Annotated in this window: 12 protein-coding genes; 1 reads left to right on the top strand and 11 read right to left on the bottom strand. The window is 71.4% G+C overall.

From position 1 onward, the window contains the following. Positions 1-15: 15 nt before the first annotated feature. From AB0F38_RS06905 to AB0F38_RS06855, 11 genes are all read right to left on the bottom strand, one after another. The gene (locus AB0F38_RS06905; RefSeq protein WP_361887754.1) at positions 16-2235 is read right to left on the bottom strand and encodes an MMPL family transporter; all 2220 of its coding nucleotides are present in this window, start codon (positions 2233-2235) and stop codon (positions 16-18) included. A gap of 204 nt (positions 2236-2439) precedes the next feature. Then, on the bottom strand, positions 2440-4545 hold the full coding sequence (locus AB0F38_RS06900) for a phosphocholine-specific phospholipase C (protein WP_361887751.1): 2106 nt from the start codon (positions 4543-4545) through the stop codon (positions 2440-2442). Between the two features lie 462 nt (positions 4546-5007). After that, entirely contained in the window at positions 5008-6516 is a 1509-nt protein-coding gene (gene gatB, locus AB0F38_RS06895; protein WP_361887748.1) for an Asp-tRNA(Asn)/Glu-tRNA(Gln) amidotransferase subunit GatB, read from the bottom strand. A 16-nt stretch (positions 6517-6532) separates the two neighbouring features. Continuing rightward, entirely contained in the window at positions 6533-6775 is a 243-nt protein-coding gene (locus tag AB0F38_RS06890) for a hypothetical protein (protein WP_361887745.1), read from the bottom strand. Then, positions 6772-8274: an Asp-tRNA(Asn)/Glu-tRNA(Gln) amidotransferase subunit GatA gene (gene gatA / locus AB0F38_RS06885; RefSeq protein ID WP_361887742.1), complete on the bottom strand. Its 1503-nt coding sequence runs from the start codon at positions 8272-8274 to the stop codon at positions 6772-6774. Before gatA ends, AB0F38_RS06890 begins: the two co-directional genes overlap by 4 nt. Positions 8275-8279: 5 nt before the next feature. Beyond that, the gene (gene gatC / locus AB0F38_RS06880; protein WP_014048481.1) at positions 8280-8576 is read right to left on the bottom strand and encodes an Asp-tRNA(Asn)/Glu-tRNA(Gln) amidotransferase subunit GatC; all 297 of its coding nucleotides are present in this window, start codon (positions 8574-8576) and stop codon (positions 8280-8282) included. A gap of 202 nt (positions 8577-8778) precedes the next feature. Then, on the bottom strand, positions 8779-10923 hold the full coding sequence (locus tag AB0F38_RS06875; protein WP_361887738.1) for a bifunctional diguanylate cyclase/phosphodiesterase: 2145 nt from the start codon (positions 10921-10923) through the stop codon (positions 8779-8781). A gap of 308 nt (positions 10924-11231) precedes the next feature. Beyond that, positions 11232-13427 carry an NAD-dependent DNA ligase LigA gene (ligA, locus tag AB0F38_RS06870; RefSeq protein WP_361887735.1) on the bottom strand — a complete coding sequence of 732 codons (2196 nt, stop codon included), beginning with the start codon at positions 13425-13427 and terminating at the stop codon, positions 11232-11234. 24 nt (positions 13428-13451) lie between these two features. Continuing rightward, positions 13452-14477 (bottom strand): methionine synthase, encoded by a 1026-nt coding sequence (locus AB0F38_RS06865; protein WP_361887732.1) that lies wholly within the window; start codon positions 14475-14477, stop codon positions 13452-13454. A gap of 35 nt (positions 14478-14512) precedes the next feature. Beyond that, positions 14513-15202, bottom strand: a complete 690-nt coding sequence (locus AB0F38_RS06860) for an SDR family oxidoreductase (protein WP_361887729.1) — start codon at positions 15200-15202, stop codon at positions 14513-14515. Positions 15203-15217: 15 nt separating this feature from the next. Next, positions 15218-15757: a TIGR00730 family Rossman fold protein gene (locus tag AB0F38_RS06855; protein ID WP_361887726.1), complete on the bottom strand. Its 540-nt coding sequence runs from the start codon at positions 15755-15757 to the stop codon at positions 15218-15220. 75 nt (positions 15758-15832) lie between these two features. Between AB0F38_RS06855 and AB0F38_RS06850 the strand changes: the two genes are divergently transcribed. Next, complete coding sequence (locus AB0F38_RS06850) at positions 15833-16168, top strand: DUF427 domain-containing protein (RefSeq protein WP_361887723.1); 336 nt, start codon at positions 15833-15835, stop codon at positions 16166-16168. Positions 16169-16375 lie beyond the last annotated feature (207 nt).

Below are 16375 nucleotides of genomic sequence, written 5' to 3'. Positions count from 1 at the left end.
GGCTTCTCCTCGGTCTCAGTGGACGCGCTGCGCGACGAGCCGGTCGTGGTCGTCGGCGCGCTCCCCCGGGATCTTCGCATGCGGCGCCGAACGGTCCGGCGGCTCGACGCTGATGCGCGGGAGCAGACGGTCCAGCGGGGCGGGAAGCCACCAGTTCGCGCCGCCGAGCAGGTGCATCAGGGCGGGCACGAGCAGAGTGCGCAGGACGAAGGCGTCGAGTGCGACGGCGGCGGCCAGGGCGATGCCGAACATCGCGATGACGCGGTCTCCGCTGAGCACGAAGGCGAGGAAGACCGAGATCATGATGACGGCGGCGGAGTTGATCACCCTGCCGGTCTCGGCGAGGCCGACCCGGACGGATCTGTGGTTGTCTCCGGTCTCCAGCCACTCCTCGTACATCCGGCCGACCAGGAAGACCTGGTAGTCCATCGAGAGTCCGAAGAGCACGGACACCATGATCACCGGGAGGAAGGGCTCGATCGGGCCCGCGCTGCCGAGCCCGAGCAGTTCACTGCCCCAGCCCCACTGGAAGACCGCGACGACGACCCCGAACGAGGCGGCGACGGCGGCCACGTTCATCACGGCGGCCTTCAGCGGGATGGCGAGGGACCGGAAGGCCAGCAGCAGGAGCAGGCAGCCGAGACCGATGACCACCCCGACGAAGAGCGGGAGCTTGCCGATGATGATCTCGGCGAAGTCGTCGTAGCCGGCGGTCACACCGCCCACGTGGACCTGGAGGGACGTGTGGTCCTGGACCGGCGGCAGTACGTGGTCGCGCAGCCGGTCGACGAGTTCACTGGTCCGTTGCGACTGCGGCGCGGTCTCCGGGACAACGGTGACGAACGCCGTGTCGCCGCTGCTGTTGTACGTCACGGGACTCACGGAGGAGACACCGTCGGTGCCCCGCAGTACCCGGGGCAGACCGTCCAGCGCGAGACGGTCGTCGGCTCCGTCGAGGTGGGCGGCGATGGTCAGCGGCCCGTTGACACCGGGGCCGAACCCGTCCGCCAGCAGGTCGTACGCCTGCCGGGTGGTCGCCGTGGCGGGGTTGCTTCCCTGGTCGGAGGTGCCCAGGTGCAGGCCCAGGGCCGGCAGGGCGAGGACCGCCATGACGGCGGTGGCGACGGCTCCGAGCAGCTTGGGACGCCGTTCGACGAACGCGGACCAGCGGACGGCGAAACCGGTGGTCCGTTCGGGCAGCGGGCCGTGCTCGGCGAGCTCCCGGCGCTCGCGCCGGCTCAGCGCCCGCATGCCGATGAAGGAGAGCAGGGCGGGCAGCAGGGTCACGGACGCGACGACGGTCAGCACCACGGTGAGGGAGGCGGCGATCGCGACACCGTTGAGGAAGCCGAGCCGCAGGACCAGCATGCCCAGCAGGGCGACGCAGACCGTGGCTCCGGCGAAGACGACGGCGCGCCCGGTCGTCACGACGGCGTTCTGCGCGGCCTCGGTGACGGACAGGCCGCGGCGCAGCCCTGTGCGGTGCCGGGTGACGATGAACAGCGCGTAGTCGATGCCGACGCCGAGCCCGATCAGCATGCCCAGCATCGGTGCGAAGTCGGCGACGGTCATGAGGTGGCCGAGCAGCACGATGCCCGCGTACGCCGTCCCGACGGAGACGAGTGCGGTGGCGACGGGGAGCAGGCCGGCGGCGAACGAGCCGAAGGCGAGGAAGAGGACCAGGGTGGCGACGACGACCCCTATGGCCTCGCTGAGGTGGAGGGCCGGTGCTTCGGTCAGGGCGACGGCGGTGCCGCCGAGCTCGACCTGGAGTCCGTCGCTCCCGGCCGCCTTCGCGGTGTCGACGACGGCCTGCGCCTGTTCCTTCGGGATCTCGTCGGCCCGGTGGTCGAAGGTGATCGTGGCGTAGGCGGTGCGGCTGTCCGCGCTGATCCGGCCGCTGCCGGCCGCGCCGTAGGGGCTGGTGACGTCCCCGACGCCGGGCAGGGCCTCGATGGCCTCCAGTGTCCGGGTCATCGTCCGCTCGACGTCGGTGGCCCGGACGGTGGGGCCCTCGGTGTGCCAGACCACGCTGTCGGTCTCGCCACCGAGGTCCGTGAACCCTTCCTGGAGGAGCTCACCCGCACGGCCCGACTCGGTGCCGGGCACCTCGTAGTCGTTGGAGTAGGCGGAGCCCGCGAAGCCCGCCGCGGTGGCCGCGCCACCGAGGGCGATCAGCCAGATGAGGACGGCGGCGAGGCGGTGCCTGAGACACCAGCGTGCGATGGCGGCCAACGGAGGCGCTCCTGAGGGCTCGTGGAACCGTGCGGGGATATGAGGGAAAGATCCCGCAGAAGTCTCATGACCTGAGATGCCTCAGCCTGTCAGCCAATCGTGATCATTTGTCCCTTTCGTGGCCATGGTCACACGCCCCCGTTCCTCACCTCGCGCCCCGCCCGCGCTCCCCCGACGACACCCGCCCCCGTCTCCCCGGCCGGGTCAGCCGGAGACGCTCGCCCTGCCGTTCTCGATGTGCCCCATCAGCCGGCGCCGGAACGAGCTCTCCCCTTCGGCCGTCACCACGAGGTCGTACCAGCCGTGCGCGTCGGCCGCCGAGTGCACGACCCTGCGACTGCGCCCCGGCTTCACCTTGATGGTCCGGCTCCAGTCCCCCAGGTCGTCCTGGTCGACGTACCCCAGCGGCCGCACGGTGAAGGTGAGCGTCCGCCGGCCGGTGTTGCTCAGCGTGAGGTGCAGGTCCCGCTCGTGGGCGTCGATGCGGGAGGAGACTTCGGCCCCGCCGTCGGCGGCTCCCTCGAACTCCCGCCGGAAGCCGTTCGGCCCGGTGACCGTGAAGCGGTACCCCTCGCCGGTCAGCGGCACCGTCCACTGCGCGGCGCCCCGGACGTCCCGGTGCTGCGGAGCGGGGAACTCGTTCGCGTAGGGGTAGAGCGCGAAGTGCGCGGAGGACCGCCCGGTGTTGCTGAGGGCCACGCGCAGTCCCCCGTCCACGCGCCTCACCTGTGCGTCCGGCTGGTACGGCAGGGGCCTGGCCGGGCGGGCCCCCGGCTCCTGGACGGGCATGTGCTGGACGGCCGGCGGCCGGGGCTGCCAGCGGCCGCCGAACGGCGGGATCGCGGCGGGGTGCCCCGTCTCCGGCTGCCGCCGCGCGCGGGTGAAGTCGAAGGCCGAGGTGAGGTCGCCGGCGACCTGGCGCCGCCAGGCACCGATGTTGGGCTCCTTCACCCCCGTCCAGCGCTCCAGGAAGCGGATCACGGAGGTGTGGTCGAAGACCTCCGAGCAGACGTACCCGCCGACCGTCCACGGGGAGACCACCAGCAGGGGAACCCGCACTCCGAGTCCCGTGGGCCTGCCCTCCCACTGCTCCTCGGTCACCTCGGCGGGGGCGACCGGCGGGGGCACGTGGTCGAAGAAGCCGTCGTTCTCGTCGTAGTTGATGAGGACGACGGTGCGCCGCCACACGTCGGGGTGCTTGCCGAGGGCGTCCAGGACCTTGTAGACGACCGTCGCGCTGTGCACCGGCGAGGAGACGCTCGGGTGCTCGGAGTCGACCGCCGACGGGACGAGGTAGGAGACCTCGGGCAGCGTCCCCGCCGCCACGTCCTTGGCGAACTCGTCGGCGAGCGTCCCCGTACCGACCCGGCGCAGCCCCCGTTCGAACAGGCTGCGCTCGGCCGTCGTCAGCGTGGCGACGCCCTCCTCCAGCAGGCCGAGCAGCCGCTCCCGCTCGCCCGCGTCCGCGTCGCGCACGGTGGCGTAGAACGACTCCATGTACGTGTGCCCGCCGGTCCTCACCAGCGCCTTGCGGGCGATGGCCTTGAAGGTGGCGAAGAACTCGATCTGGTTGTCGGTGAAGTTCTCCCACTCGGTGTACGTCTTCCAGCTCCGCCCGGCCTCCTCCAGCCGCTCCGCGTAGGTGCCCCAGTCGTAGCCCGGATGGGTGCCCTCGTCGTAGGCGTCGTTGCCCACGGCCCGCTTGCCGTTCGGCTCGTAGCCCGTCCTGCCGCTCCACAGGTGGTTGCGGTTCGGGCTGGTGGAGGTGTGGATCGAGGAGTGGTAGGCGTCGCAGACGGTGAACGTGTCGGCGAGTTCGTAGTGCATCGGGATGTCACGGCGGTCGTAGTACGCCATGGTCGCGGCCGTCTTCGCGGAGACCCAGCCGTTCATCCAGCCCCCGGCCCATGCCTTCGCACCACCGCTCCAGGAGTGGTCGAGGGCGCCGATGTACTGCAGGTCCTGCTTCTGGGTCTCGGCGGCCTCGCGCACCGGGAACGGCAGCACGGTGCCGCCCAGCGGTCCCGGCTGCGCGAAGACGGGCTTGCCGGAGGGCAGTTCGATCGCGTTGCGGTCACCGAAGCCGCGCACCCCGCGCAGGCTCCCGAAGTAATGGTCGAAGGAACGGTTCTCCTGCATGAGGATCACCACGTGCTCGATGGCGTCCAGTCCCGCGCCCCCGGACCCGGCGGCGGGCTGAGCGGCGATCGCGGCCTGGAGCGATGGGGGCAGGAACGATCCCGCCGCCGCGGCGCCGAGCGCGCCGCCACCGAGCGCGAACAGTCGCCGGCGTGTCATGTCCGTGGTCAAGTGAGCCTCCCGAATCCGTTCCTACGGCGGGAAACTAATCTTCCGGGGTGGCGGCGGGAAGACCGCCGTACGGCCTGCCGGTGAACGTCCGACAGGCCTTCGCCGGATGTTCTGGCGGGCCGGCGACCCACCCGCGCGTCATGCCCCGACGAGGCGCGGCCCCCCGGCCCGGTCGTCGGCACCGCCGGCGCCACCGGTACGGTCAGCCGCCCGAGCCGGGGCCCGGTCCGGCCGCCGCAGGCCGGTGCGACCAGGTCCCGCCGCCGCGAACAGTCCCTCGTCGGCGCACAGCTGGACCAGGACCGGTATCGCGGCGAGGAGACCGGCCACCGGCAGCAGGCCCCCGACCCGTGCCCTGGCCTCGCCGAGGAGGCGGTGCGGGGCGGCGGAGGTGACGGACGCGGTGAAAAAAGGGGCGGCGCACCCGGATCACGGATGCGCCGCCCTCGGAATGCCGCGGGATCAGCCCTCGACGCCGAGCTTCTCCAGGATCAGCTCGCGCACCCGCGCCGCGTCCGCCTGACCGCGGGTGGCCTTCATGACCGCACCGACCAGCGCGCCCGCCGCGGCGACCTTGCCGCCGCGGATCTTGTCGGCGACGGCCGCGTTGGCGGCGATCGCCTCGTCGACGGCCGTGCCCAGCGCGCCCTCGTCCGAGACGACCTTCAGGCCGCGCTTCTCGACCACGGTGTCCGGGTCGCCCTCGCCCGCGAGGACACCCTCCAGGACCTGGCGCGCCAGCTTGTCGTTGAGATCACCGGAGGCGACGAGCTCGGCCACCCGGGCGACCTGCGCCGGGGTGACGGGCAGCTCGTCCAGGCTGCGGCCGGTCTCGTTGGCGTTACGGGCGAGCTCGCCCATCCACCACTTGCGGGCCTGGTCGGAGGGGGCGCCGGCGTCCGTCGTGGCGACGATCAGGTCGACCGCCCCCGCGTTCAGGATGGACTGCATGTCGTGCTCGTTGACACCCCACTCCTCCTTGAGCCGCTTGCGGCGCAGCCGCGGCAGCTCGGGAAGCCCCTTGCGGAGCTCCTCGACCCAGGCGCGGGCAGGCGCGACCGGCACCAGGTCGGGCTCGGGGAAGTAGCGGTAGTCCTCGGCGTTGTCCTTGATGCGGCCGGCCGTGGTGGAGCCGTCCTCCTCGTGGAAGTGCCGGGTCTCCTGCACGATCGTCCCGCCGGAGTTCAGCACGGCGGCGTGGCGCTGGATCTCGAAGCGGGCGGCGCGCTCGACGGAACGCAGCGAGTTGACGTTCTTCGTCTCGGAACGCGTGCCGAACTTCTCGGTGCCGTGGGGGCGCAGCGACAGGTTCACGTCGCAGCGCATCTGGCCCATCTCCATCCGGGCTTCCGAGACACCGAGCGCCTTGATGAGCTCGCGCAGCTCGGCGACGTACGCCTTGGCGACCTCGGGGGCGCGTGCGCCCGCTCCCTCGATCGGCTTGGTGACGATCTCGATGAGCGGGATGCCCGCACGGTTGTAGTCGAGCAGCGAGTGCGAGGCGCCGTGGATGCGTCCGGTGGCACCGCCGACGTGCGTCGACTTGCCGGTGTCCTCCTCCATGTGGGCGCGCTCGATCTGCACGCGGAAGATCTCCCCGTCCTCCAGCTGGACGTCCAGATAGCCGTCGAAGGCGATCGGCTCGTCGTACTGGGAGGTCTGGAAGTTCTTCGGCATGTCCGGATAGAAGTAGTTCTTCCGGGCGAAACGGCACCACTCGGCGATCTCGCAGTTCAGCGCGAGCCCGATCTTGATGGCGGACTCGACGCCGATCTCGTTGACGACCGGAAGCGCGCCCGGCAGCCCGAGGCAGACCGGGCAGGTCTGCGAGTTGGCGTCCTGCTTGAGCTCGGTGGAGCACCCGCAGAACATCTTGGTCTTGGTGCCGAGCTCGACATGGACCTCGAGGCCCATGACGGGGTCGTACGTCGCGAGGGCGTCCTCGTACGACTCCAGGTCAATGACAGTCACGGTGAAACTTTCCCTCTCAGCCCAGCAGGACGTCGTCGTCGCCGAGACGCTTGAGTTCGCGGTAGAGGATCGCGAGTCCGGTCACGATCGCGGCGGCGGACACCGCGGCGTCGATCAGCCGCAGCGTGTCGTTGTCCTGGCGGGCCAGCTTCGCCTGCTTGACGACGCTGAGGGCGCCGAAGGCGGTGGTGCCCAGGGACAGGTACACGCCGGACTTGGACTTCTTGAAGTTCTTGGCCTTCTTAGCCATTGCGCTCATAGTGACGGAGCCTCCTCAAGCAGCGGGTGCCCCCACTTTTCCACGAAAGCGGCCTCGACGGCGGCTCCGACCTTGTACAGCCGGTCGTCCTTCATGGCAGGGGCGATGATCTGCAGCCCGACCGGCAGGCCGTCCTCCGGCGCGAGGCCGCAGGGCAGCGACATGGCGGAGTTGCCGGCGAGGTTGGTCGGAATGGTGCAGAGGTCCGCGAGGTACATCGCCATCGGGTCGTCGGCGCGCTCGCCGATCGGGAAGGCGGTGGTGGGCGTCGTCGGCGAGACGATGACGTCCACCTGCTCGAACGCCTTCTCGAAGTCCTGGGTGATGAGGGTGCGGACCTTCTGCGCCGAGCCGTAGTACGCGTCGTAGTAGCCGGAGCTCAGCGCGTACGTACCGAGGATGATGCGGCGCTTGACCTCGTCGCCGAAGCCGGCCTCACGGGTGAGGGCGGTGACGTCCTCGGCGGACCGCGTGCCGTCGTCGCCGACCCGCAGGCCGTAACGCATGGCGTCGAAGCGGGCCAGGTTCGAGGAACACTCGGACGGTGCGATCAGGTAGTACGCCGACAGCGCGAGGTCGAAGGACGGGCAGTCCAGCTCGACGACCGTGGCCCCGAGGGACTTCAGCAGCTCGACCGACTCGTTGAAGCGCTGGACGACGCCGGCCTGGTAACCCTCGCCGGCGAACTGCTTGACGACACCGACGCGCATGCCCTGGACGGAGCCGTTGCGCGCGGCCTCGACGACCGGCGGGACCGGGGCGTCGATGGACGTCGAGTCGAGCGGATCGTGTCCGGCGATGGCCTCGTGCAGCAGCGCCGCGTCCAGGACCGTACGGGCGCAGGGGCCGCCCTGGTCGAGGGACGAGGAGAAGGCGACCATGCCGTAGCGGGAGACGCCGCCGTAGGTGGGCTTGACGCCGACGGTGCCGGTGACGGCCGCGGGCTGGCGGATGGAGCCGCCGGTGTCCGTGCCGATGGCCAGCGGCGCCTCGAACGAGGCCAGCGCGGCGGCGGAGCCGCCGCCGGAACCGCCGGGGATCCGGGTGAGGTCCCAGGGGTTGCCGGTCGGGCCGTAGGCGCTGTTCTCGGTGGAGGACCCCATGGCGAACTCGTCCATGTTGGTCTTGCCGAGGATGACGACGTCGGCGGCCTTCAGCTTCCTGGTGAGGGTCGCGTCGTACGGCGGGACCCAGCCCTCCAGGATCTTCGAACCGACGGTGGTCGGCATGTCCTGGGTGGTGAAGATGTCCTTGAGGGCGAGCGGGACCCCGGCCAGCGGGCCGAGCTCCTCGCCCGCCTCCCGCTTGGCGTCGACGGCGCGGGCCTGCGCGAGCGCGCCCTCACGGTCGATGTGCAGGAAGGCGTGGACCTTCTCGTCGACGGCGTCGATCCGGGCCAGGTGGGCCTCGGTGACCTCGACGGCCGTCAGCTCGCCGGTGGCGACCTTCGCGGCGATCTGGGCCGCGGTGAGCTTGATGATGGTGCTGATGTCCGTCATGACTGTTAGTCCTCCCCCAGGATCTGCGGCACCTTGAAACGCTGCTGCTCCTGGGCCGGGGCGCCGGAGAGCGCCTGCGCGGGGGTGAGCGACGGACGGACCTCGTCCGCCCGCATGACGTTCGTCAGCGGCAGCGGGTGAGAGGTCGGCGGTACGTCTTGGTCGGCGACCTCGGAGACGCGGGCGACCGCGCCGATGATGTCGTCGAGCTGACCGGCGAAGTGCTCGAGCTCTTCGCCCTTCAGCTCCAGACGCGCCAGCCGGGCGAGGTGGGCGACCTCCTCGCGCGTGATGCCAGGCATGCAGCGATCCTCAGGGGTTGGTGTGTGGTTTTGGCCCAATCCTATGGGGTCGCCGCCCGCTGCCCCGCCTGCTTCCCCGCCCGCTGCCTCACAATCCCGGTCCGGTCTCCGCGGACCCGTCCGACGATTGAGGACAAAACACCCGCCGGTGTCACCGGTACGTGTCCCCGCCCGTCTCTGCCGCCCGCCGGACCGGCACCGCTCAGGCCGTCGCCGGCCCCGGCTGGACCGCGTGTCCGGCCGCCCGTTGCTCCGGCTCGCGGGCGATGAGCGCCGCCGCGGCGGCCTCCAGTTCCGCCGGCCGCCGCCAGCCGTGCTCGCCGCGCGCCCGCAGCCAGGCCGTCGTCTCCTGCGGCGGCATCGCGGCGGCGACGAGCCACCCCTGCACCGCGTCGCAGCGCAGATCCCGCAGCCGCTCCCAGGTCTCGTCGTCCTCGACGCCCTCGGCGACGACCAGCAGGCCGAGCGAGTGGGCCAGGTCGATGGTGCAGCGGACGATCTCCGCGTCCTCGTTGTCGACGGCCAGCCGGGCCACGAACGAACGGTCGATCTTGAGTTCACTGACCGGCAGCTTGCGCAGGTGGACCAGCGAGGAGTAGCCGGTGCCGAAGTCGTCGAGGGACATCTTCACACCGTGACCGGTCAGTGCGGCCAGGGTGTCGGCGGCCCGTTGCGGGTCCTCCAGCAGGACGTGCTCGGTGATCTCCAGCTGCAGCGCGCCCGCCGGGACACCGTGCCGGGCCAGCCGGGCCGCGACGCTGCCCGCGAAGCCGGGGATGTGGACATCGCGCGGCGACACGTTGACCGCGACGGGGACGAACAGGCCCTGCGCGCGCCACCGGGCCACCTGGGCCAGCGCCGTCTCCAGCACGTACTCGGTGAGGTGGGGCATCAGGCCGGAGGATTCCGCGATCGCGATGAACTCGTCCGGGGGAACCCGCCCCCGCTCGGGGTGCACCCAGCGTACGAGTGCCTCGAGACCGGCGACCTGTCCGTCGAAGCGGACCTTCGGCTGGTAGTGCAGCTCCACCTCCCGGGCGTCCAGGGCACGCCGGAGGTCGCCCAGCAGACCGAGCCGGTCCGGGGTGTTGCTGTCCCGCTTCGACTCGTACACCTCGACGCCCGTACGGTCCCGCTTGGCCTGGTACATGGCCACGTCGGCGCGTCTGAGGAGCCCTTCGGCGTCCAGCGCGTGGTCGGGGTGGACCGCGACCCCCGCGCTCGCCTCCAGCACCAGCGTGAGGCCGTCGAGGTCGAGGGGCGAGGACAGCTCGGCGACCAGATGGCGGGCGACGCGCTGGGCGCTGGTGATGGAGTCCGCGGCCGGCAGCAGTACGGCGAACTCGTCGCCGCCCAGCCGTGCGGCCTCCGCCCCGCGTGGCAGGGCGAGCCGCAGCCGGTCCGCGATCTGGAGCAGCAGGCGGTCCCCCGCCAGGTGGCCGAGGGTGTCGTTCACGGCACGGAACCGGTCGAGGTCGATGAGGACGAGGGCCGATCTGGTACCGGTGCTCCCGGCCTCCTCCAGCGCCGTCCAGGTCCTCTCCAGCAGCCACTGCCGGTTGGGCAGACCGGTCAGCGGATCCCTCAGCTGCTCCTCGGCCCGTGCACGGGCGATCCAGAGCGTGGAGTCGACGGCGATCAGCGGGATCGCGAAGAGCGGCAGCAGCACGGGCATGACCGACGCCACGACACAGATCAGCGGGGCGATGCCGAGCAGGGCGACCGCGACGAGCCCTTGGCGCAGGAGCGCGGTACGGACGACCGTCGGCAGCCCGCCGCTCTGGGACGCCCGTGCGCACCGCAGCAGGACCCGGGTGACGAGGAGGTACGTGGACGCCGCGAGCAGGACGTCCGCTGCGGCGTCGATGCCCCAGTGGAGTGGCCGCCAGGGTGTCTCGACGGTCGGTACGTTCCCTAAGGCGGACAGGACGAGCGCGGCGGCCCCGATGCCGAGTATGTCCACGGCGCCGTGCAGCAGCCCCTGCCGCCAGCGGTGCCGTCTGGCCGTGCCGACGAGCACCACCACGACGAGGCTGACCAGACCGGCGGGCACCCAGCCGTAGAGCAGCAGCACGGCAAGGGTCAGGGCGGCTCCGGAACCGGTGCCGCCCCACCAGCGGTCGCGCCCGAGGGCCACCAGATGGCCGACGATGATGCCGGTGAGCAGGGCGAGCGACCAGCCCGCCGTGCCGTCCGGGAAGAGTGCGTGCCCGTCGCGGACCGTCCGGTAGAAGCCGGTGGCGAGCTGGACGGCCGCGACCGCCACGACGACGGCCCCCACTGTCGGCGTGAGGCCCGCGAAACCTTGCAGCCGCGACACCGGTACGGCGCTCTCGGTCGGTTTCATTCCGTCCCTCTCACAGCCGGCGGTGCCGATGTCCCACGGTGGCCCCCGCTCCCATGCCACCACGACCCGAATCCCACCACGCGGCCGGGCACGGCAGGTGCAGCACGTTCAACAGTAGGCCGCCGAGGGCCCGAACGGGCAGCGCTCTGCAGCTCTTGCCCGAATGCGGACCTGGCACCCCTCACCCTCTGATATGCGCCGAACGGGTGGTACCGGCCGGCCGGGCCGGACCTCTCGCTCCCCTCACGTCCGCCTTCTTCCCCTCACGCCCACGGCAACTCCCCGGCAGCGTCTCGATCGCGCCTCGATCACGCATCGGAGGGCACGGCGGCCTCACGAGCCGCCTCCGGCCCCTCGGTGAGGAGCACGGCGAAGCCCTCCTCGTCCAGAACGGGCACCTTCAGCTGCATCGCCTTGTCGTACTTCGAGCCGGGGTTCTCGCCGACCACCACGAAGGAGGTCTTCTTCGAGACGGAGCCGGTCACCTTCGCGCCCAGATGCTGGAGCGCGTCCTTCGCGCCGTCCCTGGTGTGGGTCGCCAGCGTGCCGGTGACCACGACGGTGAGGCCTTCGAGCGGCCGGGGCCCCTCGTCCTCGCCGGCGCCCTCGTCCTCCGTCCGGACCCCGGCCTCCCGCCACTTGCGCAGGATCTCACGGTGCCAGTCCTCGGCGAACCACTGCTTCACCGATGCCGCGATGATCGGTCCGACCCCGTCCGCGGCGGCCAGCTCCTCCTCGGACGCCTCGTCGATCCGGTCGATGGACCGGAACTGCCGGGCCAGCTCCTCGGCGGCCACGGGACCCACATGGCGGATGGAGAGCCCCGTGAGGATCCGGGCCAGCGGGGCCTGCCGGGCCGCCGCGATGCCCTCCAGCATGCCCAGGGCGTTCTTCCTCGGTTCACCCTGCTGGTTGGCGAAGACCGTCGCGATCTTCTCCTCACCGGTCTTCGGGTCACGCTTGGGGAGCCCGCTGTCCGGATCCAGGACATAGGCCCGGATCGGCAGCAACTGCTCCACCGTCAGGCCGAAGAGGTCGCCCTCGTCCCGCAGGGGCGGCTCGGCGGGCTCCAGAGGCTTGGTCAGGGCGGCGGCCGCGACATAGCCGAAGTGGTCGATGTCCAGGCACTTGCGGCCCGCGAGATAGGCCAGCCGTTCGCGCAACTGGGCCGGGCAGGAACGCGCGTTGGGGCAGCGGAGGTCGATGTCGCCCTCCTTCATGGGGCGCAGCTCCGTGCCGCACTCGGGGCACTCGGACGGCATGACGAAGGCCCGCTCGGTGCCGTCGCGCAGATCGACGACCGGCCCGAGGATCTCCGGGATGACGTCGCCCGCCTTGCGGAGCACCACCGTGTCGCCGATGAGGACGCCCTTGGCCTTCACCACGTTCTGGTTGTGCAGGGTGGCGAACTCGACCTCGGATCCCGCCACCTCGACGGGCTCCACCTGGGCGTACGGCGTGACCCTGCCGGTGCGCCCGACGCCGACCCTGATGTTGACCAGCCTGGTGTTGACCTCTTCCGGCGCGTACTTCCAGGCGATCGCCCAGCGCGGCGCACGCGAGGTGGAGCCGAGCCGGCCCTGGAGCGGGATCTCGTCGAGCTTGACGACGACCCCGTCGATCTCGTGCTCCACCGAGTGGCGGTTCTCGCCGAAGTACGCGATGAACTCCCGTACGCCGTCGAGCGAGTCGACCACCCTGTTGTGCCGGGCGGTCGGCAGTCCCCACTCGCGCAGCAGTTCGTAGGCCTGCGACAGACGGTCGATGTCGAAGCCCTCGCGGGCACCGATGCCGTGCACGACCATGTGGAGCGGGCGGGTGGCGGTGACCTTGGGGTCCTTCTGGCGCAGCGAACCCGCCGCCGCGTTGCGGGGGTTGGCGAAGGGCTTGTCGTCGGCCTCCACCAGCCGGGCGTTGAGCTCCTCGAAGGCCTCCATCGGGAAGAAGACCTCGCCGCGGATCTCGACGAGCGCGGGGATCCGGTCGCCCGTGAGCCGGTGCGGAATCTCCGCGATCGTGCGGACGTTGGGGGTGATGTCCTCGCCGGTGCGCCCGTCACCGCGGGTGGCGGCACGGGTCAGCCTGCCGTGCTCGTACGTGAGGTTGACCGCGAGGCCGTCCACCTTGAGCTCGCACAGGAAGTGGTGGCCGGGCCCGCCCACGTCCCTGGCGACACGCTCGCCCCAGGCGGCCAGCTCCTCGTCGTCGAAGGCGTTGTCCAGGGAGAGCATGCGCTCGCGGTGCTCGACGGAGGTGAACTCCGTGGTGTAGGGCCCCGCGACCTTCTGGGTCGGCGAGTCCGGCGTGCGCAGCTGGGGGTACGCGTCCTCGACGGCCTCCAGCGCACGCATCAGCCGGTCGAACTCGGCGTCGCTGACGACGGGCTGGTCCTTCACGTAGTACCGGAAGCGGTGTTCCTCGATCTGTTCGGCGAGGAGCGCGTGCCGCTCCCGCGCCTCCGCCGGCGCACCGGTCAGCTGCTGTGCCTGCTGTTCGCCGGCCATCGTCCCGTTCCTCCCGTTGCCCCGTTACTCAGGGTTGTCTGCGAGCGACCTCGCGGCCCGGGCGCAGTGGGCGAGCGCGGCGCGCGCGTACGCGGGCGACGCCCCCGCCAGCCCGCAGGACGGGGTGATCACGACGGACTCGGTGAGAGTCCCCGGACCGAACCCAAGCCTGCTCCACAACGTCCTGACATCCATGACGCTACCGCCAGGGTCCGACAATGCGGTCGAGGCCGCGTCGACTCCGGGAACCACGCCGAGGAACAGCTGGGTGCCGGCTTCGACGGCTTCCCCGATCGCCTCCTCCTCACGCTCGGTGAGGAGGGAGAAGTCGAAGGAAATGGCGTCGGCACCGGCGCGGCCCAGCAGGGCGAAGGGCACCTCGGGGGCGCACGAGTGGACCACCGTCGGTCCCTCGCCGTTCACCGCGAGCAGCTCGCGGAGGGTTCCCTCGACGGTCTGGCGGTCCACGGCACGGTAGGTGCGGTATCCGCTCGCCGACCTGACCCGGCCCAGCAGCACGGCCGTCAGGGAGGGCTCGTCGAGCTGGAGGACGACCTCGGCGCCGGGCACCCGGCGCCGGACCTCCGCGAGGTGGCCCCGCAGCCCCTCCGCCAGCGAGCCGGCCAGGTCACGGCAGGCTCCCGGGTCCCCGAGCATCGCCTCGCCGCCCCGCAGCTCCAGGCCTGCGGCCAGGGTCCAGGGGCCTACGGCCTGGACCTTGAGCAGCCCTTCGTAACCCTGGGTGTACTCCTCCAGGGCGTCGAGGTCCTCGCCGAGCCACGAGCGGGCGCGCCGGGTGTCGCGGCCGGGGCGGTCACTGATCCGCCAGCCGCTGGGCTCCACGTGGCCGTACATCTCGACGAGCAGTCCGATGGTCCGCCCGGTCATGTCCGCGCCGGGGCCGCGCGCGGGCAGCTCCGCCAGGTACGGCATGCCCTGTCCGTCGGCGAAGGACCCCGCGACGGTTCTGGCCGCTTCCCGTGCGTCGCCGCCCGGCATGGACCCGACCCCGGTGGCGGCACACCCGCTGAACTTGCTCTTCTCGCTCACGTGGAGAGCCTACGGGCCGCACGGTCCCGCAGTTCTCAGCGGCCGGGGCGGACCGTCAGGTTGTTGATCTCGGCGTCGCGCGGCAGGTCGATCGCCAGCAGGATCGTGGTGGCCACCGACTCCGGGTCGATCCAGCGGGAGGCGTCGTACTCCTTGCCCTCCTGCTGGTGGACCTTGATCTGCATGGGGCCGGCGGTGCGCCCGGGGAACACGGACGTGACCCGCACCCCGTTCCCGTGCTCCTCGTGGCGCAGCGAGTCGGCGAGCGCCTTCAGACCGTGTTTGCTCGCGGCGTACGCGCCCCACTCGGCGTGCGCGTCGAGTCCGGCGCCCGAGTTCACGAAGACGACGTGGCCGTGCGAGACGCGCAGCTGCGGGAGCATGAGGCGGGTCAGCTCGGCGGGCGCGATCAGGTTGGTGTTCAGCTGGAAGTGCCAGGCCTTGGGGGTGAGGTCGCCGATCTCGCCGAGCTCGACGACGCCCGCGATGTGCAGCAGCGAGTCGAGACGTTCGGGCATGGGCTGCTGCCCGAGGGCCCAGGAGAGCCGGTCGGGGTTGCCGAGGTCGCCGACGAGTGTGCGGGCCCCTGGGTGGAGCGCGGCCAGCTCCTTGGCGCGTCCCGCGTCCCGGGCGAGCAGCACGAGCTCGTCGCCGCGCTCCAGGAGCCGGCGGGCGACGGCCGCTCCGATACCGGAGCCGGCGCCGGTGATGAGGTGAGTAGGCATGGGCTCATGCTCGCATCACCGCAGGCCGGCCGACTCCTCGAGGTAGGCGAGCGCCCCCACCCCGTCCTTCGCGAAGAAGACCAGGCCGGTGAGGGGGACGGGCAGGAATCCCTCGTCCTCCATGCGCTGGAACTGCAGGCGCAGACCGTCGTAGAACCCGGCGGTGTTCAGCACGACCACGGGCTTGGCGTGCTTGCCGTGCTTCTTCAGCTCCAGGATGTCGGTGGCCTCGTCGAGTGTCCCCGCGCCGCCCACCATGATCACGAACGCGTCGGCCTTCGCCAGGAGCAGCGCCTTGCGCTCGGCCAGGTCCGCGGCTATCACCATCTCGTCGGCGTTCGCCCGCGCCTTCGCCGCCAGGAACTCCACCGACACCCCGACGAGCCGCCCGCCGGCCTCCTGCACCCCGTCGGCGACGACCTTCATCAGCCCGCTCTCCGATCCGCCCCAGACCAGGGTGTGCCCGCCACGGCCCAGCAGCTCGGCGAACTCGCGGGCGGGCACGGTGTAACGGTCGTCGAGGTCGGCGGCGGAGAGGAGGACGCAGATGTTCATGCGCCCACCGTACGGGCCGCCTCGGAAATCGGGCCGGGCGGGAAGAATCCGGCTCCCGGCGCGGCTGAAGCGGGTATGACTCCCACTCCTGGACACCGCATCACCGTCGAGCCCGTCGCCGCGCACGTGCGTGCGGTGCACGACGGGCAGGTGCTCGCCGAGAGCCGCCGCCCGCTCCTGCTGCGCGAGACGGGCTGTCCCGACCGCTACTACCTGCCGCCCGAGGACGTCCGTACGGAACTGCTGATCCCTTCGGACACGCGTACGCACTGCCCGTTCAAGGGGGACGCGTCCTACTGGTCGCTGCCGGACGCGGCGGACCTCGTCTGGGCGTATCCGGAGCCCAGGGAACAGGTCGCCGCGATCAAGAACCACTTCTGCTTCTACGACGCGCATCTCATCGCCCACTGACCGTCAGACATATCTCCCCGCACGGGCGATGAGTTCTGGGCGGCGGCGCGGTCCACCCTCACATGGACACGACTCCCTCCCGTGACGGCACGCCGATTCCCTGCCGCCGGCGGGGCGACGGCGCGGTCCCGGCCGAGGGGTTCGCGTCCGTCACGGCGAGGGAGCGGGTGGTGAGCGGCGGTCCCGGTGCCGCCCCGATGCGCCGGA

The sequence above is a fragment of the Streptomyces sp. NPDC025273 genome (assembly GCF_040638585.1).
Taxonomy (GTDB): domain Bacteria; phylum Actinomycetota; class Actinomycetes; order Streptomycetales; family Streptomycetaceae; genus Streptomyces; species Streptomyces cinereorectus.
The sequence above is the reverse complement of the archived record's forward strand: the minus strand, read 5'-3'. Positions and strand labels throughout refer to the sequence as shown.

Excerpts from the sequence above, each read along its gene's own strand:
- AB0F38_RS06890 (WP_361887745.1), bottom strand. The coding sequence starts at position 6,775 with ATGAGCGCAATGGCTAAGAAGGCCAAGAACTTCAAGAAGTCCAAGTCC.
- gatA (WP_361887742.1), bottom strand. The coding sequence starts at position 8,274 with ATGACGGACATCAGCACCATCATCAAGCTCACCGCGGCCCAGATCGCC.
- gatC (WP_014048481.1), bottom strand. The coding sequence starts at position 8,576 with ATGCCTGGCATCACGCGCGAGGAGGTCGCCCACCTCGCCCGGCTGGCG.
- AB0F38_RS06875 (WP_361887738.1), bottom strand. The coding sequence starts at position 10,923 with ATGAAACCGACCGAGAGCGCCGTACCGGTGTCGCGGCTGCAAGGTTTC.
- ligA (WP_361887735.1), bottom strand. The coding sequence starts at position 13,427 with ATGGCCGGCGAACAGCAGGCACAGCAGCTGACCGGTGCGCCGGCGGAG.
- AB0F38_RS06860 (WP_361887729.1), bottom strand. The coding sequence starts at position 15,202 with ATGCCTACTCACCTCATCACCGGCGCCGGCTCCGGTATCGGAGCGGCC.
- AB0F38_RS06855 (WP_361887726.1), bottom strand. The coding sequence starts at position 15,757 with ATGAACATCTGCGTCCTCCTCTCCGCCGCCGACCTCGACGACCGTTAC.
- AB0F38_RS06850 (WP_361887723.1), top strand. The coding sequence starts at position 15,833 with ATGACTCCCACTCCTGGACACCGCATCACCGTCGAGCCCGTCGCCGCG.